Origin of the sequence: Trebonia sp., from assembly GCF_030042015.1 — a bacterium.
In the GTDB taxonomy this organism is placed as follows: Bacteria; Actinomycetota; Actinomycetes; order Streptosporangiales; family Streptosporangiaceae; genus Trebonia.
The window spans coordinates 1-19,117 of the sequence record NZ_JASIAL010000275.1 but is presented as its reverse complement, the minus strand read 5'-3'; the positions used below and the strand labels follow the sequence as shown (position 1 = coordinate 19,117).

At 71.1% G+C, this 19,117-nt stretch carries 19 protein-coding genes; 8 read left to right on the top strand and 11 right to left on the bottom strand.

Features of this window, described 5'->3' with window-relative positions; translation table 11 throughout:
* Window positions 1-1,095 (bottom strand): AAA family ATPase (locus tag Q1N79_RS14910; protein ID WP_300609490.1); only part of this gene is annotated, 1,095 nt, incomplete at its 3' end.
* A 171-nt stretch (window positions 1,096-1,266) separates the two neighbouring features.
* On the opposite strand from Q1N79_RS14910, the gene Q1N79_RS14905 reads away from it, so the two are divergent.
* A complete protein-coding gene (locus Q1N79_RS14905) occupies window positions 1,267-1,899 on the top strand; it encodes a TetR/AcrR family transcriptional regulator (protein ID WP_300609488.1) in 633 nt (210 codons plus the stop codon).
* Window positions 1,900-1,908: 9 nt separating this feature from the next.
* Here the strand turns inward: Q1N79_RS14905 and Q1N79_RS14900 are convergent, their stop codons facing one another.
* From Q1N79_RS14900 to Q1N79_RS14890, 3 genes are all read right to left on the bottom strand, one after another.
* Window positions 1,909-2,688 carry an SDR family oxidoreductase gene (locus Q1N79_RS14900; RefSeq protein ID WP_300609486.1) on the bottom strand — a complete coding sequence of 260 codons (780 nt, stop codon included), beginning with the start codon at window positions 2,686-2,688 and terminating at the stop codon, window positions 1,909-1,911.
* Between the two features lie 230 nt (window positions 2,689-2,918).
* Window positions 2,919-3,362: a pyridoxamine 5'-phosphate oxidase family protein gene (locus Q1N79_RS14895; RefSeq protein ID WP_300609484.1), complete on the bottom strand. Its 444-nt coding sequence runs from the start codon at window positions 3,360-3,362 to the stop codon at window positions 2,919-2,921.
* Between the two features lie 114 nt (window positions 3,363-3,476).
* Window positions 3,477-3,983, bottom strand: coding sequence for a hypothetical protein (locus tag Q1N79_RS14890; protein WP_300609482.1), 507 nt, complete (start codon window positions 3,981-3,983; stop codon window positions 3,477-3,479).
* A 248-nt stretch (window positions 3,984-4,231) separates the two neighbouring features.
* Here Q1N79_RS14890 and Q1N79_RS14885 point away from each other — a divergent pair, with 248 nt between their 5' ends.
* Window positions 4,232-5,452, top strand: a complete 1,221-nt coding sequence (locus Q1N79_RS14885; protein WP_300609480.1) for an acyl-CoA dehydrogenase family protein — start codon at window positions 4,232-4,234, stop codon at window positions 5,450-5,452.
* 120 nt (window positions 5,453-5,572) lie between these two features.
* Here Q1N79_RS14885 and Q1N79_RS14880 read toward each other — a convergent pair whose 3' ends face one another.
* Window positions 5,573-5,773 (bottom strand): DUF397 domain-containing protein, encoded by a 201-nt coding sequence (locus tag Q1N79_RS14880; protein WP_300609478.1) that lies wholly within the window; start codon window positions 5,771-5,773, stop codon window positions 5,573-5,575.
* A 340-nt stretch (window positions 5,774-6,113) separates the two neighbouring features.
* On the opposite strand from Q1N79_RS14880, the gene Q1N79_RS14875 reads away from it, so the two are divergent.
* Window positions 6,114-7,139 carry a zinc-binding alcohol dehydrogenase family protein gene (locus Q1N79_RS14875; protein WP_300609476.1) on the top strand — a complete coding sequence of 342 codons (1,026 nt, stop codon included), beginning with the start codon at window positions 6,114-6,116 and terminating at the stop codon, window positions 7,137-7,139.
* On the opposite strand, the gene Q1N79_RS14870 is transcribed toward Q1N79_RS14875, so the two are convergent.
* Both Q1N79_RS14870 and Q1N79_RS14865 read right to left on the bottom strand, forming a co-directional pair.
* The gene (locus tag Q1N79_RS14870) at window positions 7,129-8,088 is read right to left on the bottom strand and encodes a 3-oxoacyl-[acyl-carrier-protein] synthase III C-terminal domain-containing protein (RefSeq protein WP_300609474.1); all 960 of its coding nucleotides are present in this window, start codon (window positions 8,086-8,088) and stop codon (window positions 7,129-7,131) included. The genes Q1N79_RS14875 and Q1N79_RS14870 overlap by 11 nt on opposite strands.
* Entirely contained in the window at window positions 8,072-9,091 is a 1,020-nt protein-coding gene (locus Q1N79_RS14865; RefSeq protein WP_300609472.1) for a 3-oxoacyl-[acyl-carrier-protein] synthase III C-terminal domain-containing protein, read from the bottom strand. The genes Q1N79_RS14870 and Q1N79_RS14865 overlap by 17 nt, the downstream gene beginning before the upstream one ends.
* A gap of 327 nt (window positions 9,092-9,418) precedes the next feature.
* Between Q1N79_RS14865 and Q1N79_RS14860 the strand changes: the two genes are divergently transcribed.
* Together Q1N79_RS14860 and Q1N79_RS14855 are read left to right on the top strand one after the other, a co-directional pair.
* Window positions 9,419-10,192, top strand: a complete 774-nt coding sequence (locus Q1N79_RS14860) for an alpha/beta fold hydrolase (RefSeq protein ID WP_300609470.1) — start codon at window positions 9,419-9,421, stop codon at window positions 10,190-10,192.
* 20 nt (window positions 10,193-10,212) lie between these two features.
* The gene (locus tag Q1N79_RS14855) at window positions 10,213-11,295 is read left to right on the top strand and encodes an NAD-dependent epimerase/dehydratase family protein (protein ID WP_300609468.1); all 1,083 of its coding nucleotides are present in this window, start codon (window positions 10,213-10,215) and stop codon (window positions 11,293-11,295) included.
* Here the strand turns inward: Q1N79_RS14855 and Q1N79_RS14850 are convergent.
* The gene (locus Q1N79_RS14850; RefSeq protein WP_300609466.1) at window positions 11,244-12,737 is read right to left on the bottom strand and encodes an NAD(P)/FAD-dependent oxidoreductase; all 1,494 of its coding nucleotides are present in this window, start codon (window positions 12,735-12,737) and stop codon (window positions 11,244-11,246) included. The two genes, Q1N79_RS14855 and Q1N79_RS14850, sit on opposite strands and share 52 nt — an antisense overlap.
* Window positions 12,730-13,596 carry an SDR family oxidoreductase gene (locus Q1N79_RS14845; protein ID WP_300609464.1) on the bottom strand — a complete coding sequence of 289 codons (867 nt, stop codon included), beginning with the start codon at window positions 13,594-13,596 and terminating at the stop codon, window positions 12,730-12,732. The genes Q1N79_RS14850 and Q1N79_RS14845 overlap by 8 nt, the downstream gene beginning before the upstream one ends.
* A gap of 115 nt (window positions 13,597-13,711) precedes the next feature.
* Between Q1N79_RS14845 and Q1N79_RS14840 the strand changes: the two genes are divergently transcribed.
* Complete coding sequence (locus Q1N79_RS14840; RefSeq protein ID WP_300609494.1) at window positions 13,712-14,470, top strand: MerR family transcriptional regulator; 759 nt, start codon at window positions 13,712-13,714, stop codon at window positions 14,468-14,470.
* A 3-nt stretch (window positions 14,471-14,473) separates the two neighbouring features.
* Here Q1N79_RS14840 and Q1N79_RS14835 read toward each other — a convergent pair whose 3' ends face one another.
* Window positions 14,474-15,544: a porin PorA family protein gene (locus tag Q1N79_RS14835; RefSeq protein WP_300609462.1), complete on the bottom strand. Its 1,071-nt coding sequence runs from the start codon at window positions 15,542-15,544 to the stop codon at window positions 14,474-14,476.
* 186 nt (window positions 15,545-15,730) lie between these two features.
* Here Q1N79_RS14835 and Q1N79_RS14830 point away from each other — a divergent pair, with 186 nt between their 5' ends.
* Together Q1N79_RS14830 and Q1N79_RS14825 are read left to right on the top strand one after the other, a co-directional pair.
* Window positions 15,731-16,909: a hydroxymethylglutaryl-CoA reductase gene (locus tag Q1N79_RS14830; protein ID WP_300609492.1), complete on the top strand. Its 1,179-nt coding sequence runs from the start codon at window positions 15,731-15,733 to the stop codon at window positions 16,907-16,909.
* 233 nt (window positions 16,910-17,142) lie between these two features.
* Entirely contained in the window at window positions 17,143-18,609 is a 1,467-nt protein-coding gene (locus Q1N79_RS14825) for a wax ester/triacylglycerol synthase family O-acyltransferase (RefSeq protein ID WP_300609460.1), read from the top strand.
* 29 nt (window positions 18,610-18,638) lie between these two features.
* Here Q1N79_RS14825 and Q1N79_RS14820 read toward each other — a convergent pair.
* Window positions 18,639-19,117, bottom strand: a 479-nt coding sequence (locus tag Q1N79_RS14820; protein ID WP_300609458.1) for a hypothetical protein, incomplete at its 5' end; no start/stop codon positions are given.

Here is a 19,117-nt window from a genome sequence, read left to right as displayed (position 1 = left end):
CTCGTCAGGCACGGGCGCCGCGGCCGCCAGGTGCCAGGCCCGGCGCTCCGGCTGCGCGCCGATGACCGCGGCGAACGCGGTGTGGGCGCGGCGGCGCAGGTCCGCGTCGGCGGACTGGTAGATCGCCGAGCGCATCAGCGGGTGCCCGAACGTGACCTTCTCCTGCGAGACCGCGAGCACGCCGGCGTCCATGGCGTCACACAGCGCGCCGGCGCCCGAGCCGGGAACGACGAGCGCGACGGCCGCGGTGATCTCCGCGAAGTCGTCGCTGTCGGCCGCCGCCGCGACGACAACCGCCGAGCGCGCCGGCCCGCTCAGCGCGCCGGCGCGCTCGGCGAAACTGCGCTCGAGGCGGGCGGTCAGCGGGACGCGGACATCGCTGCCCGCCTCGCCGGCGCCCGCGGCCAGCGGCAGCTCGACCAGCGCGAGCGGGTTGCCTTCCGCATGGTCGACCACCCAGTCGCGGTGCCGCTCATCTAGGTCCGGGTGCCGCAGCAGGACCACCCGCTCCGCCTCAGCGCGCGGCAGCGGGCGGAGCACCCGCACGGGCACCTCGGCCCCCGCGAGCGGGTCATCGAACCCGGGACGCGTCGCGCCGAGCAGCGCGATCGGCTCGGTCGCCATCCGGCGGGCGACGAACCCGAGCACCTGCCCGGTGGCGTCGTCGATCCAGTGCAGGTCGTCGACGACGACAAGCAGCCCGCTGCCGGCGGCGGCGTCGGCGAGCAGCTCGAGGGTGGCGATGGCGATCAGGAAGACCTGCAGCGTCGGCCCGTCGAGACAGCCGAACGCGGCAAGCAGCGCCTTACGCTGCGGCGGTGCGAGCAGTCCGAAGCGTTCGGTCAGCGGATAGAGCAGCTGGTGCAGCCCGGCGAACGGCACGGCCGCCTCGCACGCGGCCCCGGTCGCCCGCAGCACGGTGCGGCCATCGCGGCCGGCGGCGCGGGCTGCCGCGTCAAGCAGCGCCGACTTCCCGATGCCCGCCTCACCGGCCAGCAGCAGGCCCGACCCGCCGGCGCCGCGCAGCATCGCGGCGATCGCGGACATCTCGCCGTCACGGCCGACCAGGTCCGACGGCCAGCAATCGTCTGTCATCGCGGCCTCCGCCAGCGGGGTGCTCCGGGCGCAACGGTCAACTGTCCGTATAGCAGGATCGATGTAGACCGATCGTTCCTTCTACATATATGATGGGGTCATCGGCGGCCTGATCACAAGTCCTTCCGGGATGCTGAGCGCGAGATCTTTCTTGACGAACGAGGTGCTTCAGTGACAAGTCCGGTCAGCGGCGCCGTCCGGCGGCGGCGGGCAGACTCGCTCGCCAGGCGGCGGCAGCAGGAGGCCAGCACGGCGCGGGAGCGGATCCTCGCGACGGCCGACCGGCTGTTCTACGGGAACGGCATCCAGGCGATCGGTGTGCAGCGGCTCATCGAGGAGTCGCGGGTGACGCGGGTGACCTTCTACCGGCACTTCCCGTCCAAGGACGACCTGGTCCTGGCCTACCTGGAACAGCGCAAGCAGCTGGCGCGCGCGGCGGTGCAGGCGATCATCGACCGCCACCCGGGCGACCCGCGCGGCGCGCTGCACGAGTGGGGTGTCGCGTTCACCGAGGACGGGATCGTCGACGAGTACCGCGGCTGCACGTTCGTCAACGCGTCCGCCGAGTACGGGCGGCCGGACCACCCCGTCCGCGAGATGGCCATCGACCAGCGGCGGTGGGTCAACGCGACGACGCAGGCCCTGCTGCAGGCGGCCGGGCATCCCGATCCGGCCGCGGCGACGCGCGTCCTGACCGCGCTGCGCACCGGGTACGTGTACTCGCTGGGGCTGGAAGAAGACACCGGCTGGGCGGAGCAGTTCCTGGCGGCGTACGACCGCCTGATCGACCAGCGGCGCGGGTGAGGCGGCGCGCTACCAGGTCGGGACGAGCCCGCCGTCGATGCGGATATCGGCGCCGGTGACGTTGGCGGTGACGTCGCTTGCCAGCAGCAGCACCAGGTCGGCGACCTCCTCGGGGCGGCTGAACCGGCCGGTGACCATCGCGCTCGCGGCGCTGCTCGCGACGTCCTCGGGCCGGGCGCCTGTCGCCCGCCCGACCGTGGCCGCGACCCCGCCCGCCCCCAGCCACAGGTCGGTGGCGACCGGGCCGGGACTCACCGTGTTGACCCGGATCCCGTGCGGGCCGACCTCCTTCGACAGCGCCTTGGAGAAGCTGGCCAGGGCGGCCTTCGCCGCGCTGTAGTCCATGACGGCGGGGTCGGGGAGCGCGGAGTTCACCGAGCAGACGTTCACGATGGCGCCCCGGCCGGCGGCAAGCATCGCGGGCAGCGCGGCGCGGGTGGCGCGGACCGCGGTCATCAGGTTGAGGTTGAGGGTCGCGAGCCACTCCTCGTCGGTGATGGCGAGGAACCCCGAGGTCCTGGGCGGGGCGCCGCCGACGTTGTTGACCAGGATGTCGATCCGCGTCCCGGCCAGCGCGACCAGGCCGGCCGGCCCGCCGGGCGCGGCGAGGTCGAGTTCGCTGGCCGTGACCGCGCCTTCCGCGGCGAGCTTGCCGAGTTCGGCCGAGGAGTGCAGCGCCCCGGCGATCACGTGGGCGCCGCTGGCGGCCAGGGCGCGGGTCACAGCCAGGCCGATGCCCCGGCTCGCGCCGGTCACGACGGCGGTCTGCCCGCTAAGGTCCACGTTCATCATGGCTTCCCCCTGTGCGGCCCGCGGTCCAAGGGCTCACCCCGGCGGCGGCCGCCACGGACCCCGCCCGAATGGTGCTGGGGCCCCCAACGACCCCGCCCGATTGCTGCTGGGACCCCCAACGCCAAGCCTTTTGGCGTTGGGGTCCCCACCGCCAAAGGCTAACGAGGAGCGGTGCGCGACGGCTTGAGTCACTTGACGCAATTGGCGGCTGCCGTGCCGGCCGGGCATCACGCCTTGCGGGTGCGGTTGCCCCAGATGCGGGTGGGATTCACGCGGATGTAGTGCGCGCTGACCCCCTCGATCCACGGCTCGAGCCCGGCGTCGGTGAACGGCGCGCGCTCGGCTTCGGTGTCCAGGTGATGCGCCGCCCCTTGGGCCAGCACGATCCACCCCTCGCGCGCTTCCACATCGATCTGGTCCGCCTCCACCGCGACCTGGTACTCGGCCTCCGAGATACCGGTACGCAGGTCCTCGTCGAAGAGGACGGGGTCCCACGTGCCCAAGACGATCGACCCTTCGTCGATCTTGTACACGATCGGCAGCGCGGTGGGCCCGTACCGGCCGTTGTAGACCAGGCGGCCAAGTCCGCCGGCGCCGAGCAGTTCCAGGCATTCCGCCTCGCTCAAGAGCTCGATCACCCGCCGGGCGTCGTCGGCTTCGTCATCCGCCATAGCTTCATACCCTAGCCGCCTGGTCGCCCGCACAGTGCGTCCCGGCCCGTTCTCGGGAGGTCGGCGGGATTTCGGGCGTGTCCGTCCGGGCAGGCCGCCCCGGAGTCCTGCGTCCTAGGCCACTTCAAGGGGAATCGCGTGTGGCGGTGTCACAACCGGGATCTTCAGGAACTGGTCTGCGATGGTCAGCGCCACGATAACCGCGTCACCGGGACCGTCAAGCTGAGCGGCCAGCCAGGCCAGCGTGTCGGACGGCACGGCGCATACATAGACAGCTTCCCCGACCGTGTTCGTCACGGCCGAGACCAGTGACTCCGCCTGGCCGGGTACCCGCAGGACCTGGCCGATGCGCTCATACACCACCTGGCGCTGGTCGCGATGCTCATCCATCGCTAGACGAGTGACCAGTTCACGACCATCGACGTCGTAATGGCGTTCGTGATGCTCGATGACATCAAAAGGGCCCGGTCGCTCGAAGTAAAACGAGAGTACGTCCTCTAGGCCCGAACGCCACTCCTGCAGCGACTGCCGTCCGTAAATCAGCCCCGGGGCCTGTGGTGACGTGGCGTAGACGCTACCGTCGCCGGACAGTCTCATGACCATATGGATCTGGTCGCTCATCACTTCACCACCTTCAGCGCCTCGTCATGGCTTAGACAAGCTCACACTGTCATGAAACGCGAATGTGAGCGGCGGACACTGTCCGTCATCATAGGTCCAGAGTCGTTTCGATGGTCAACCGCCGATCAGGGTGGGCATGTGCAGAGTTGGAGTGGTCCCTTCTGGCGTGCCCGCGAATCTGTGTTAGCTTCCCGTCGTGGCGGGTCCACCCGTCGATGCGGTGCAGATGCGACGGAGGATCGATCCTGATGGCCATCTCCGACCCCGATGCGATCGAAGTCACTCACGGCGAAGGTGTCCCGCTCATCGAGATCGCGCACTCCCTCGAGCCGCTGATCCGCGAGCACGCGGAGGCTCTGGAGGAAGGGCGGATGCCGGCGCCGCTCGTCGAGGCGCTCCACGACGCCGGCGTCTTCAGGGCGATGCTCCCGCGCGAGGTCGGCGGCCTGGAAGTCGAGCCGCTCGAGTGGCTGCAGCTGATCGAGGAACTGGCGCGGGTCAACGCGTCGGTCGGCTGGCTGGCGTTCATCAACTCGGGCGTGGGGCTGACGTTCCTCGACCCCGAGCGGTTCGAGCGTTTCAGGGAACGCACGGGCGGGCGGCTGATCCTCGCGATGAACCTGGGACGGCTGGCCGGGCAGGCGGTCAGGGTCGAGGGCGGCTACCGCATCAGCGGCCGGTGGCCGTTCGCCAGCGGTTCTCCATTCGCGACCTGGCTGGGCGGGATGTCGGCGGTTTGCGACTCTGGCGGGTCACCCATCGTGGACGCCAACGGTCAGCCGCGGCGCCTGCTCGCGATATGGCCGGCCGACCAGGCCCGCGTCATCGACACCTGGGATGGTCTCGGCCTGCGTGGCACGGGAAGCGGCGACATCGAGATAGCCGACCTTTTCGTCCCGGACGATCAGGTCAACGCGGAGCTCTTCGGCGCCTCGATCTACGACCGGGCGCTGTTCCGGATCAAGGAGATGCCGGAAGTGGGTCACGCGGCGCACGCGCTCGGCGTCGCGTCCGCTGCCGCGGAGTCGTTCGTCGAGGCCGTCAACACCAAGCCGATCGCGGGGTCGATGCGGCACGCGGCGATGGGGCACATGCAGGCGCACCAGATCGCGTTCGCCCGCGCCGACGCCGTGACCCGCGCCGCGCGGGCACTTCTCTACGAGACCGTGCGCGCCGCCTACGAGGACGCCAAGGCGCACTCAGAACTGGCGCTCGAACTGCGGGTCCGCCTGCGCGAGGCGAACCTTTTCACCGTCAGGGCGGCGAAGGAGGCAGTCGGCCTCATCTTCGAAATGGCCGGATCGAGCGCCGTGTACCGGGGGCGCCGGATCGAGCAGGCGTTCCGCGACATCAACACGGCGGCCAACCACACCAACTACGTGGACACGGCGTACGCCACGATCGGCTCCTATTTCCTTACCAGAGACAGGGAAGGCGGTCCGGAGATAGCCGGGCGGCCATTCCTGTGAATAGGGCTCATCTACTCCCGGACTCGCGGGTCGCCTGCACCCAGGCCTCGACGAGTTCCGGCTGGCACCGCAGGGGGAAGCCCCCCTGCGCGTGACGGGGCGCGCTGACCTTGGAATGCGTCAGGCCCGGCGGGTGCCTGCTTTGACCGTGGCGGTGAATGCCTGCCAGGCGGCTGGGGTGAAGGCCAGGTGGGTGCCGTCGGGGTCTTTGCTGTCGCGGACGGTGACTGCCGTGCTGGCGGCCGTTTCCACGCAGTTGCCGTTGGTGCCGCTGCAGGTGGAGCGCCGCCAGCGGGCGCGGGACGGGCCGGGGGTCGTCATCCCGCACCTCCTTCCGTCATGTCTCCGAGCCGATGGCGCTGAGCAGCGCGGCCGTCGCGTCCAGCCCGGAGGCGGCGGCGCTTTCGATGTAGACGATGCGCTGGTCTCACCGCACGGGACGTAACCGGGCTGTTGATGAAAGAGTCTTCGCAATAATCGGCACGACCAGGGTCCGGGGTGTGGCGCTGGCACCACGCCGTCCCGCCAGCGCATCACTGTCATCTCTGGCTGACCAAGACTGGAGCGTGGCCGCATTTTAGTCCCGATCCGGTGATTCGCCTGCCAGCCAGCATGGCGCATACTGGCTGGCCTAGGCCTTCGCTGCGGGAGGGGTAGGGGAATGACTGCTGGCAGCCCGGAGACGATGCGGGCGTGGGAGGTGAGCCAGCCGGGTCCGATCGAGACAGGCCCGCTCAGGTACGTGGAGAAGCCGGTGCCGGCGGCGGCTCCCGGCGAGCTGCTTGTCCAGGTCCTGGCGTGCGGCGTCTGCCGCACCGACCTGCATGTCAGCGAGGGTGACCTGCCGGTGCACCGTCCGCACGTCACGCCCGGTCACATGGTCGTGGGCCTGGTGGCGGCACTGGGTGACGGCGTGACGGACTACGCGCTGGGGGAGCGGGTCGGGGTGGCGTGGCTGCGGCACACCGACGGGACCTGCGCCTACTGCCGCCGCGGCAGCGAGAATCTGTGCCCTGACTCGCGCTACACCGGCTGGGACGCCGACGGCGGCTACGCGCGGTACACGACCGTGCCGGCGCCGTTCGCCTACCGGCTGCCCGCCGACGTCGCCGATGTGGAGCTGGCGCCTTTGCTGTGCGCCGGGATCATCGGCTACCGGGCGCTGCTGCGCGCGTCGCTGCCCGAGCACGGCAGGCTCGGACTGTACGGATTCGGTGACAGCGCGCACCTGGTCGCCCAGGTGGCGCTGGCGCAGGGCGCGACCGTCCACGCGCTGACCCGCGGCGAGGCCTCCCAGCGGCTCGCGCTCGAGCTTGGCGCCGCGTCGGCCGGGGGCGCCTACGACTCCCCGCCCGAACCGCTGGACAGCGCGATCCTGTTCGCGCCGGTCGGGGACCTCGTGCCGGTCGCGATGCGGGCGCTGGACCGTGGCGGGGTCCTCGCGGTCGCCGGGATCCACCTGACCGACACGCCGCCGCTGAACTACGAGCGCGAGCTGTTCTACGAAAAGGAGCTGCGCAGCGTCACATCCAACACGCGGGACAACGGCCGGGAGTTCCTGGCGCTTGCCGTCAGGTACCACGTACGGGCCACCACCCACGTGTACCCCATGTCACAGGCACAGCAGGCGCTGCAGGACCTCAAGGCCGGCGTTTTCGACGGGGCGGCCGTCCTGGTCAACGACTGAGGTCGGTAACCCTGCGCTCAGGTTCCTGGCGGTACAGGGCAAGGGCGACAGTGATGCCTGCCCCGGCCGCCAGCAGCAGCGTGTTGCGGGCCTCGCCGAGGCGGCCCGACTTGATGGCCGCCTGCAGGGCGGCGATGGGGCCGGTGGTGTGGCTGCCTTCGAGGTCTTCCGGCGTGTAGGCGACCCGGTCGCCCGGGACGGCGAGCCTTGCCCGCAGCGGGTCAACGAAGTCAGGGACCGAAGGCGCGGGGACGAGCAGGTCGATGTCCTCGACGCCCAGGCCCAGACGGCGCAGGAAGCGGCGGGTCGCCTCCTCGGCGCAGTCGACGAGGCGGGCCAGGTACCCGGGTTTGACGATGACGACCATCCGGTTATGTCCGGTGCCCTCCCGTGGCCCGCGGATTCCGCGCCGTTCCCGCCATTCCAGCCCGCTGGTGAACAGGTCCTCGTACTCGGGAAACGTCAGCGTGCAAAAGTCGGTGAACCCGGCGGGGCTGTCGTCCCACCGGAGCAGGATCGCGCCGCCGGCCGGCCGCAGGAATGGGGCCCCGGGGCCGGCGAGGTCCGGCGGCACGTCGCTGGACACGACGGTGCCGAGCCGGATGGCGCCGGCGCGAAGCAAGCCCGACTCGACCTGGATGGCGGTGATCACGCCGCAGGCTCCGTTGAGGAGGTCGAACGAGAACGTACCGGAGCGGCCGCGTCCACCGCCATCGGGCGGCTGACCCCGGTTAGCCCCGATGTCCTCCTGTATGAGGGCGGCGAGCGCGGGCTCGCCCATGCTGTCTTCCCGGTAAACGCCCACGTTGATCAGCATGTCGACGTCGGCGGGCCGGCATCCGGCCAGCGTGAGGCAGGCGCGGGCGGCGTCGTCGGCGAGGCGGCGCGCGGTCGCCTTGCGTCCTCCGTTGCCGACACGCGCGCAGGCGGCTTCAATGTGCGTGCCCATAGCTATCCGCCAGGTTGTCGATGGTGAAGATGGCGATGCCGATCTCGATGCCCGAGGCGAGCGCGAGCAGCATCACGCGGTCGTGCTTGCGGATCTTCTGCTCTTGCAGGCACTTGTACAGCGCCACGAACAGCGTCGTCGACGACGTGTTGCCGTATTCCTCGATGTTGATGACCACGTGCTTCGGCCTGGCGCCGAGCCGCTGCACGAATGCGTCGGTGCCCGCGCGGATGGCCCGGGCCGAGGTCTGATGGGGAATCATGTAGTCGATGTCGGCCAGGTCGATCCCCGCTTCCCTGATCGTCTCGGCGACCAGCGGCGCCGTGTCCTCGATCGCTACCCGCTGCAGCGTCCGGGCCTTGGTGTACATCTGCGCCCCCGGACCCACGGAACTGGGGAAGGCGAGGCACAGCCGGCTGTGCTCGGCGAGGGTGGTGAAGCCGATGACGTCGATGCCAGAACCGCGGGGCGCCCGCTCGAGCAGCACCGCGGCGCCGGCGTCGCCGAGCGTCAGCGACGCGAGCTGCTTGCTGAACAGGGAGCGGATCTGCCGTGCCGCGTTCCAGCTCAGATGGGAGATGTACTCGCCGGAGACCACCATGCCGCAGCTGATCTCGCCGTGCGAGATGAGATTCTGCAGGATGAACACCCCGGTCAGCATGCCGGCGCACGCGTTCGAGAGGTCGAAGCTCGTCGCCTGCGCGGCGCCGATCGCCTGCTTGAGGTACAGGCTCAGCGGAGGCTCGAACGACTGCGAGGACCGGCCCTTAGAGCGGCTGATGCTGGTGCTGATCAGCATCTCGATGTCTGACGCCTGATGCCGCGAATGGGACAGGCAGTCACGGGCCGCCCCGGTCGCCAGGGTGAATGAGGTTTCGCCAGGCCCGACAACGTGGCGTTCGTGAATACCGGTCAATCGCTCCAGCTGGATACGGGTGCGATGGCTGGTCTTGCTCATCAGGTCTTTCGTCGTCAGCCGCTGGGCGGGAAGCTTGACGCCCACGCTTTCGATCCGGCATCCCCACGGACTGCCTGAACCAGCGGACTGGAGTGTGAGCCAGTGCTCCGGCTGGGCCTTCTGTACCTCGCTCATCCAGTCCCCCCGTGTGCTCTGGGCCCCCTGCCGTTTCTTTTGCGGCGCTATGCTTGTTACTAGAAAATTGCCATGTTACGGAAGTGGTGAGTAGGGACGAACGTCATCAGCGCAGGGTCTTCCGGCATCGCGGGGATCGCGCGCTGTGGCCGGCGGCCCAGCGCGGAGGGCACCCGGCACACGCTCACCTACGGCGAGCACCGGCTGAGCTACGAGGTCTACGGCTCGGGAGAGCGGGTGCTCGTGTGGCTGCACGGCATCCTGCTCGACGCCAACCTCAGCCGTAGCCTGGCCAGGGCACTTGCCGCCAGGGGCAACCGCGTGGTGCTGCTCGACCTGCTTGGCCACGGCCGCAGCGAGAAGCCCCGGCAGGCCGGCGCCCACCGCATGGACCTTTACGCCGACCAGGTGCTGTGCCTGCTCGACGAGCTCGGCGTCGACCAGGTGGTGCTTGGCGGGGTTTCGCTTGGCACCAACGTGAGCCTGCTCGCCGCGGTGCGGGCGCCGCAGATCGTCCGCGGGCTGGTCCTGGAGATGCCGGTGCTCGAGTCCGCCGCCCCGGCGGCGGCGCTCACGTTCGTGCCCCTCCTGCTCGAGGTGCACTACGCGCGGGCCATCCTGCGGCTGGTCTCCCGCGTCGTCTCCCGGTTGCCTTCGTCGGGTATCGGCCCGCTCGACTCGCTGCTCGGCGCCGTCGGATCGGATCCGGCTGAGATCGCCGCCATCCTGCACGGCATCATCGTGGGACCGCTCGCCCCGACGGTCGAACAGCGCCAGGCCATCACCGTGCCCGCGCTTGTCCTCGGGCACGGGATCGACCTCGTCCACTCGTTCGCCGACGCCAAGCGTCTCGCGAGCCAGCTTCCGAACGCCAGGCTCATCCGCACCCGCACGTTCGCTGAGCTGTGGGTGCGCCCGGCCCGGCTGACCGCCGAGATCGCCAGCTTCCTCGACCGGGTCTGGGCCGACTGCGAACCGCGGGAACCGGTACAGCCCGGCCAGGCAGCCTGACCCGCCGGTCGTGATAGCTGGTGACACCACAGCCGCCGACGGCGCTGCGGGTCGCCGTGACCGGCCCGACCGGCACCCTCGGGTTCGGCCTCATGCCCCTGCTGCAGGCCGATGACCGGGTAGCGCACGTGACAGGGGTCGCACGGCGCCCGTTCGACCCCGGCGCGTGCGGCTGGACCAAGGCGGAGTACCGGCGCGGCGACGTCCGCGACCCGCGGGTGCTGCGCGATGCGTTCGGCCGCGCCGACGTCGTGGTGCACCTCGCGTTCCAGGTGACCGGCGCCGCCTCCGGGCAGACGATCAGGTCGGTCAACATCGACGGCACGCTTAACGCCTTCGACGCCGCGGCGGCGGCCGGCGTCAGCCGCTTCGTCTACGCCTCCTCGGTGGCCGCCTACGGCTTTCACAGGGACAATCCCGTCGGCATGACCGAGGACTGGCCGGTACGCCCCGCCGCCCGGTTGTTCTACGCCAGGGAGAAGGCCGCGCTCGAACGCCTGCTGCAGGCCCGGGCCGCGGCGCCTGGTGCGCCCGCCCTGTACGTCCTGCGCCCGTCGATCGTGCTCGGGCCGCACGCCGTCGGCGGGAAGAGCCTGCCGCGCGGCCCGCTCGGGGCGGCGGCTCGTGCGCTGGCCCGGTGGTCCACGCGGCCCGGGCGGATTCCGCTCCCTGTGCCGGCACCGGAACTGCCCGTGCAGCTCGTGCACGAACAGGACGTGGGGCAGGCGCTGCTGCAGTGCGTCGCCGCCGCCGGGCCGCCCGGTGCCTACAACATCGCCGCGGACGGCGTCGTCACCGGCGGCATCCTCGCGCGCGAGCTTGGCTTGCGCCCGCTGCCCGTGCCGCCCCGCCTGGTGCGGGCCGGCGCGCGGGCCGCGGCACGGGCCGTCGCTGTCCTGCCTTTCCTGCCGCCGGCCGCGCAGTGGGTGGAGGCGGCCAGCAATCCGCCGATCATGGACACCACCCGTGCGAAAAGGGAACTCGGCTGGGTTCCCCGTTTCACCGCGCTGGAGACCCTGCGGGATACGCTGCGGCGCCCCGGCGGAACTCCTCAGCGGGCAGGCGCCGCGGCGGCCGGCAGGGACGACGCGGCCAGGTCGTAGCTGGACGGGTCGAACCGCCGGGTCTGCCAGGCGTACTTCCAGGTGAAGTCCGGCCAGAGGGCGACGTTGCGGCCCCTGGCGTCCAGGTACCAGCTCGCGCAGCCACCGGTGACCCAGACGGTGCGGCGCATCTTCCGCTGCACCGCCCGGTCATAGGCGGCCTGCGCGGCAGGCCGCACCTCGATGCGGTCGATCCCGTGGCGGCGGGCGTGGGCTAGCGCGCCGATCACGTACCTGATCTGCGCCTCGATCATGAAGACCTGCGAGGTGTGCCCGAGCCCGGTGTTCGGGCCGGTCAGCACCAACAGGTTCGGGAAGCCCGCCGTCGTCGTCCCGCGGAACGCGGTCTGTCCTGGTTCGGCGGACCAGCGGCGCGCCAGGCTCACGCCATCGGCGCCGAAGATCCGCTGCGCGGCCGGGAAGTCGGTCACGTGGAAACCGGTGCCGAAGATGATCACGTCGGCGTCGTGGGTGGTGCCGTCGCTGGTCAGCACCGATTTCTCGCGAATTTCCCTGATGGCGTCGGTGACGAGGGAGACGTTCGGCTGGGTGAGGGCGGGATAGTAGTCGTTGGAGATGAGGATCCGCTTGCAGCCCATGCGGTAGGACGGGGTGAGCCGGGCTCGCAGTTCCGGATCGGTGACCTGGCGTCGCAGGTGGCGCAGGGCGAGGGCCGCCGCCTTCCGCATGATCTCCGGATTCTCGACGAAGCCGAGCGCGTAGGCTTCCCGCCCCCAGTAGATGCCGGCGCGGGCGATCTGCTGCGTCACCGGCGCGTGCCGGAACAGCCAGTGCTCTGGCCGGGAGAGCCGCCGGTCGTGGCGCGGGATGATCCACGGGGGAGTGCGCTGGAAGACGGTCAGCTGGCTCACCACCGGCTGTATCTGCGGGACGAACTGGATCGCCGAGGCGCCCGTGCCGATGACCGCCACGTTCCTTCCGGTCAGGTCGTAGCCGTGGTCCCAGGTGGCGGAGTGGAACACGGTGCCGGCGAAGGTGTCCAGCCCCGGGATGCCGGGGATCATCGGGTCGCTGAGCGGCCCAGCGGCGGAGATCAGGAACCGCGCCGTCAGCGTGCCCGCGGTGGTCTCGACGCGCCAGTGCCGGGGTGCCGCCTCCCAGCGGGCGGCGGTGACCTCCGCGCCGAACCGGATCTTTGCCGTGATCCCCTCGCCGTCGGCCACGTGGCGCAGGTAGGCCAGGATCTCTGGCTGGGGGGAGAAGCTGCGGGTCCAGCCGGGGTTGGGCGCGAACGAGAACGAGTACAGGTGCGACGGGACATCGCAGGCGGCGCCGGGGTAGGAGTTGTCCCGCCAGGTCCCGCCGAGGTCGGCGGCCCGTTCGAGCAGCACCACATCGGTGAATCCGGCGCGGTTGAGCCGTGCGGCCATGCCGATGCCGGCGAACCCGGACCCGATGATCGCGACCGTGACGTCAGGCATCCGCGGCTCCCGCGCCAGCCTGGAAGGCGCCGTGCCGTTCGCGCAGGCCGGCGGCCAGCCCGGCGTCGTCGAACGCCCGCGCGGCGACCAGCTGGCGCAGGCGCGCCGCCACCGCGCGGTCGAGGAGGCCTGGCGCGTGCCTGGCCAGCCGCAACGCCGCCGTGCCAGCGGGAGTCGACGCGACGTCGCGCGGGGCCTTGCGCGCCGCGGCGGCCCGCACGACGGTGCGCACGGTGTCGCGGACGCTCTCCGCAGGCACGAGGCCGTCCAGTGCCACTCCCGCCGCGCGCGAGCGATCGTGGATCGCCGTGCTGACGTACCCGGGGTAGACCGTGGTCACCCGCAGGTGCGTGCCGTACTCCATGCGCAGCACGTCGGCGTACGCGGTCAGGGCCCGCTTGGAGACCGTGTAGGCGGCGCTGAACGGCATCGTCACGCCGGCCAGCAGCGAGGCGGTGACGATCACCCGGCCGCGGGCGTCAAGCAGCGCAGGCAGGGCGGCGGCGGTCACCCGCCACGTGCCGAGCAGGTTGACCTCAAGGGCTTCCCTGACGTCCGCGCCCGCCGGCTGCCCGACGTCCACCGCTGGTCCGACTCCGGCGTAGTGGATGAGCGTGTCCAGCCGGCCCAGCCGCCCGATGGCCTCGGCGACCGCCACGCTGACCTGCTCATCGTTTCCGATATCGCAGGCAACTACCCCGGCGCCTGGCACGCGGTCGATGCCGATCGCGTCGGCGCCGAGACAACGCAGCACGCGCAGCGTTGCCGAGCCGAACGCGCCCGCCCCGCCCGTGACGATCGCCGTCCGCCCGGCAAACGCCGAGCGCGCGGCCAGGCTGTGCAGGGTCTCACGACGCACAACGCTCACCCTCCGGCCGTGTTGATCAGTAGCCACACTGGCCACGATCAATGTTACAATGAGCATTGTCTCAATGCAATCGGACAAGGTTCGGGCGACTTTCCGTCGGGAGACCATGGGCGAGTACCGCATCGACGAGCTGGCACGGCTGGCGGCCACGACCGTGCGCAATGTCCGCGTCTACCAGGATCGCGGGCTGCTTGCCCCGCCCCGCAGGGACGGGCGCGTAGGCATCTACACGGACGCGCACCTGGCCCGGCTGCGGCTCATCGGCCAGCTGCTCCGGCGCGGCTACACGTTCGCCAACATCGGCGAGATGCTGGCCGTCTGGGAACGCGGCGGCGACCTCGCCGAGATCCTCGACCTCGAGTCGGCCGTCGGGCACCCGTGGTCCGACGAGATCGCCGGCCACGTAACCGCCGCGCAGCTGCGCGAGGCTTTCGGCGCGCAGGACACCGCGCAGAACCGGGCCAGGGCCGTGGCTCTCGGCATCCTGGAGCCGGACGGCGGGCGCTACCGGGTGCCCAGCCCCAGGCTGCTGAGCGCGGGCGCCGAGATGGTGGCGGCAGGCATGACGCTGCCCGCCGTGCTCGACCTGGCCGAACGGCTCCGCGTGCACGTGGACGCGGTCGCGCGCGACATGGCCGCCACGGTGGCGGCCCACGTGGTCGCCGCCCACCTGGAGGACCGCGCGCGGCACGGCGAGGACATCGCCGCGGCGGCGGCCATCGTCAGGCGGCTGCGGCCGCTGGCCCAGATCGTGGTGGACGCCATGCTCGCCCAGGCCATGTCCGAGCACGTCCAGGAGGCCCTGGGCGAGCACGTGGCCCAGGTGCTCGGCCAGCGGGGCCGCACCGAGCCGCCCGGCGGGTGACGGTCAGCCGGCGCCGCCCGCGGGGGAGGGGTGGCGCTCACGGTGCGCCGTCCCGGTCGGGTGGCCCCTGCTGCTGCCCCGCACCCACAGGAAGACGGCGAGGACGACGAGGACGAAGCCGACCGCGGCGGCCGCGATCGGCACGGTCACTCCCCAGGTGGTGATCGCGGCGCTGCCGCTGTTCGCGTCGTTCACCGCCGCCGACAGGCTGGCCGGGCTGGCGTGGTAGGTGTACGCCAGGACAGGGAACACCGGGATGATCGTGCCGTCTGGCAGGGCTATGCCGCCGGTCACTGTCTCGTCGTTGGCGACGTTGACGACCAGCCCGGTGGCGGGCGCCACGTAGTAGGTGTCGGCCGCCTGATAGGTGTAGCCGAGCGGGATCGGCGTCGTGCCGGGGAACGCCTTGGCCATCGCGGCCAGGTCCGCCGCCGGGAGGACCCCGGCCGCGCGCAGCCGCGGCAGCAGGGACCTGGGCAGCGACTTCGGCAGGGTGGCAAGCAGCTGCGGGTTCCTGACCGGCGTCGGCGGGACCGCCGACCGGTACACGTAGGTGCTGATGCCGCCTTGGCGTGCCTGCGTGACGTACTTCAGCGTCGTGGTGGTCTCGGTCTGGTACACCCACCCGGTGTAGTCCTGCTGCCTGGCGCCGAGCGGCCAGCTCACGGTCAGGCCCTTGGCGGCAGTCACGTGCCAGCCGCTTGGGTAACCGCTGACCGCTTCCAGGGTCTGCCTGTTGACCGCGTAGTACGTCACGGTGTGCACAAGCGTGCCGCCGGACGTCGTGATGTTCCTCGTGTCCTGCACGAGGGCGGTGTTGCCCGACGTCTGCTGCACCTTGACGGTCTCGGTGAGCGTGGCGGGCACGCCCGTCTTGATGGCGGTGGCCAGGTTGCCGGTCGTGAGCGCCGCCGGGTTGACCATGATGGCGATCGTCGCGTCGTAGGTCCGCGTCTTGTTGTAGCCGCCAGGAAGGCGCGCGACGAACGACGGGGTGATCCACCACGCCAGCAGTCCGGCGGCGACGAGCAGGATCAGCCCGAGCACCCCGCTTGAGATTGCAGCCTTGCGCATGCTAACCCCCTGCGCATGCCGCCCGGGCCGCCCCGTTGCAGCCCTGGTGCAAACGGCACGCCTGTTTTCATAGTGAGTACTGAGCAGCACGGTGCAGAGGGGTCGACGGTCCTGACCCTTGCGGGCGCTAAGCCCCTGACGGGCCGCGTGCCGCACGCAGACGATGCGGGCGGAGGGGATGTGACGATGATGGCGCGCACCCGCCGCCCGATCCCGCGCCTTGAGGACGACTACAGCCGGGCCGCCGCGGCAAAACGGCTGGAGTTCATCGGCGAGGCCACCGGTGCCCGTCCTGAGCACATCGGCAGGCACTGCCTCGACCCCGCCGCGGTCGCCGGGAACGTGGAGAACTTCGTCGGCGCCGTCCAGGTGCCGGTCGGGATCGCCGGGCCGCTGCTTGTGGACGGCGAGCACGCGCGGGGAGAGTTCTACGTGCCGCTGGCAACGACGGAAGGGACGCTGGTCGCCAGCTACAACCGGGGCATGAAGCTGCTGCACGCGGCGGGCGGCGTGCAGACCACCGTGATGGACGACCGGATGCAGCGGGCGCCGGCGTTCGGCTTCGACAGCGCCAGGGAGGCCAGGGCGTTCGGGCAGTGGGTAACGGCCAGCTTCGATGACATCAGGCAGCAAGCGGACGCGACCACCCGCGCCGGCCGCCTGCACGACATCGAGCAATTCTCGGCCAGCAGGTTCATCTTCCTGCGGTTCAACTACACGACAGGGGACGCCGCGGGACAGAACCTGACGGGCAAGGCGACGTCGCGGGCGTGCGACTGGATCCTGGCGCACTACCGCGGCGTGCGCCGGTTCTGCCTGGAGTCCAACCTGGCCACGGACAAGAAGAGCTCGCAGGTCAACATCCTGCACACCCGCGGCAAGCGGGTCACCGCGGAGGCGACGATCCCGGCGGAACTGGCCCGCGAGGTCATGCGCACCACCCCGGAGCAGATGTTCCTGGCCCGCCAGCTCTCGAATCTGGGCGGCCTGCTGTCCGGCGTGAACAACAACGGCAATCACTCCGCCAACGGGATCGCCGCGATGTTCGTCGCGACCGGCCAGGACGTCGCGAACCTGGCCGAGTCGTCGGCCGGGCTCGTGTACGCCGAAGTGCTCCCCGGCGGCGCGTACTACTACTCGATCACGATCCCTGCCCTGATCGTCGCCACGTACGGCGGCGGCACCGGGCTGCCCACCCAGCGCGAGTGCCTGGAGCTCCTCGGCTGCTACGGCAGCGGCAAAGTGCGCAAGTTCGCCGAGATCGTCGCCGCCACCGCATTGTGCGGGGAGCTTTCGCTGGGCGCGGCGGTCGTCGCCGGGGACTGGGTCGGCGCCCACGAACGGCTCGGCCGCAACCGGCCCTAGTCGCGCGCGGCCGCGGCAAGCCACCGCAAGCCCGCAAGCCACCGCAAGCCCCGTAAGCCCCGCAGGCCGCCGCAAGCTGTCGCAAGCCGCCGCGCAGCGGCCGATAGTCCCGGCACGCGGGACCACGGACCCCAACGGCTGAGCAACCAGGGAACCTATCGTGTCAGTGGGGCAGTCGATGCTTGACCGAATGCTTGACCGCCAGCTCGGCTGGAGAAGTAAAGGGGGGCGTCATGGACAGGCTGAAGCCACTGGACGCCGCGTTCATCGACGCGGAGGACGAGGACCGGCACACCTCGATGGCGATCGCGTCGATCGCGGTGCTCGAGGGTCCGGTGCCGTCCCGCGAGGAGTTCCTTGCCTACCTTGCCGGGCGGCTGCCGCAGGTGCCGGTTTACCGCAGGAAACTGCGCACGGTGCCGTTCCGCCTCGGGCGGCCCGTCTGGGTGGACGACCCGAACTTCGATCTCGGCTATCACGTCCGGCGCACGGCCCTGCCTGAGCCCGGCGGGGACCAGCAGCTCGCCGAGCTGATGGCACGGGTGATGTCGCAGCGGCTCGACCGCGATCACCCGCTGTGGGAGTACTGGGTGGTCGAAGGACTGGCGCCGGATCGCTGGGCGCTGATCTCCAAGGTGCACCACAGCATGGTCGACGGGGTCGCGGGCGCTGACCTGTACCGGGTGATCTTCGACTTCGCGCCCGAGCCTTCGCCGTCCGCCGCCTTCGACGACAGGACCGTGACCGCCGAACCGTCGGCGGCCCTGCTCGCCGCCCGGGCTGCCCTCGACATGGCCGCGCTCCCGGCGCGGCAGGCGCTAGCGCTGAGCCGGGCCGCGGCCAACCCCGGCCGGGCGCTCCGGCAGGCAGCTGGCACGGCCCGGGCCGTCGCGAAACTGACGCCGTCGCTGTGGCCGGCGTCCAGGTCCTCGCTGAGCGGGCAGATCGGCAGGGAACGGCGCTACACCTGGGCCCGGGCGTCCCTGGCTGACATCAGGACGGTCAAGCGGGAGCTCGGCGGCACGATGAACGACGTCGTCCTGGCCGCGATCAGCGGCGGCTTCCGCGAGCTCCTGCTCGCCAGGGGCGAACTGCCCGAATCGCACGAGGTGCCGTCGCTGGTTCCCGTCTCGGTGCGAGCGCCCGACGACGAGGACAGCTACGGCAACCGGGTGTCGGCGGTCGTCGCCGATCTCCCTGTCCACATCGCCGACCCGGTGGAACGGCTCGCGGCCGTCCGCGCCGAGCTGCAGTCACTGAAGGCCAGCAGGGAAGCGATGGTCGGCGAGACGCTGGCCGGCCTGGGCAGCTACAGCCCGTACCTGCTCGCGTCCTGGTGGGTCAGGATCGCGCTCGCGGCCCAGCGGGAGATCGTGACGGTCACCACGAACGTGCCGGGTCCCCGCCAGCCGCTGTACGGGATGGGCCGCCGCCTGGTGGAGATCATCCCCTACGTGCCCATCGCCACGACGGTGCGTACCGGCATCTCGATCTTCACGTACTGCGACGACGTCACGTTCGGCGTCACCGGCGACTTTGCCGCCAACCCTGACCTCGACGTGCTTGCCCAGGGCATCGAGCACAGCGTGGCCGAGCTGGTGTCGGCCGCCAAGCGCCATTCCCGGTCGGCCGCCAGCCGGCGTTCCCGCCAGGCCCACCCGGCAGGCCAGGACCGCCCAGCCAGCGCCGGCCCGCACTGACCCGCGCCCGCCCGCACTGACCCGCGCACTCAGCCAAAGCGCTTGGTGACCGCCTGCGCGATCTCCTCGGGGGCGTCTTCGAAGATGAAGTGCCTGGCGCGCGGCAGCTCCACGGTGACGCTGTCGGCGAAGGCGGCCTGCATCCGGGGCAGCAGGTGAGCGGGCCGGAAGGCGAGGTCCCGCATCCCCCACACGAGCAGCGCCGGCTTGGCCCCGAGCGCGGCCGGCACATCACCGGCCAGGCGCCGCAGCAGCGGGCGCGCGGCCAGCAGCTGCCTGGGCAGCTCGGCGACGCCCTTGCGGGCCTGTGCTGACGGCTGTGCCCTGCGGTAGTGGTCCATCTCAGCGGGCGTCAGGCGGTGCGCCATCCCCAGCGGCACGACCCGCTCGACGAACCAGTTCTTGTCCAGGATCTGCCGCTGCATCCACGACGTGGACGCCACCCTGCTGAACACCGTCATCCGCAGGTCGGCCGGCCAGAACCACGTGTTGCCGAGGACGACGCCGC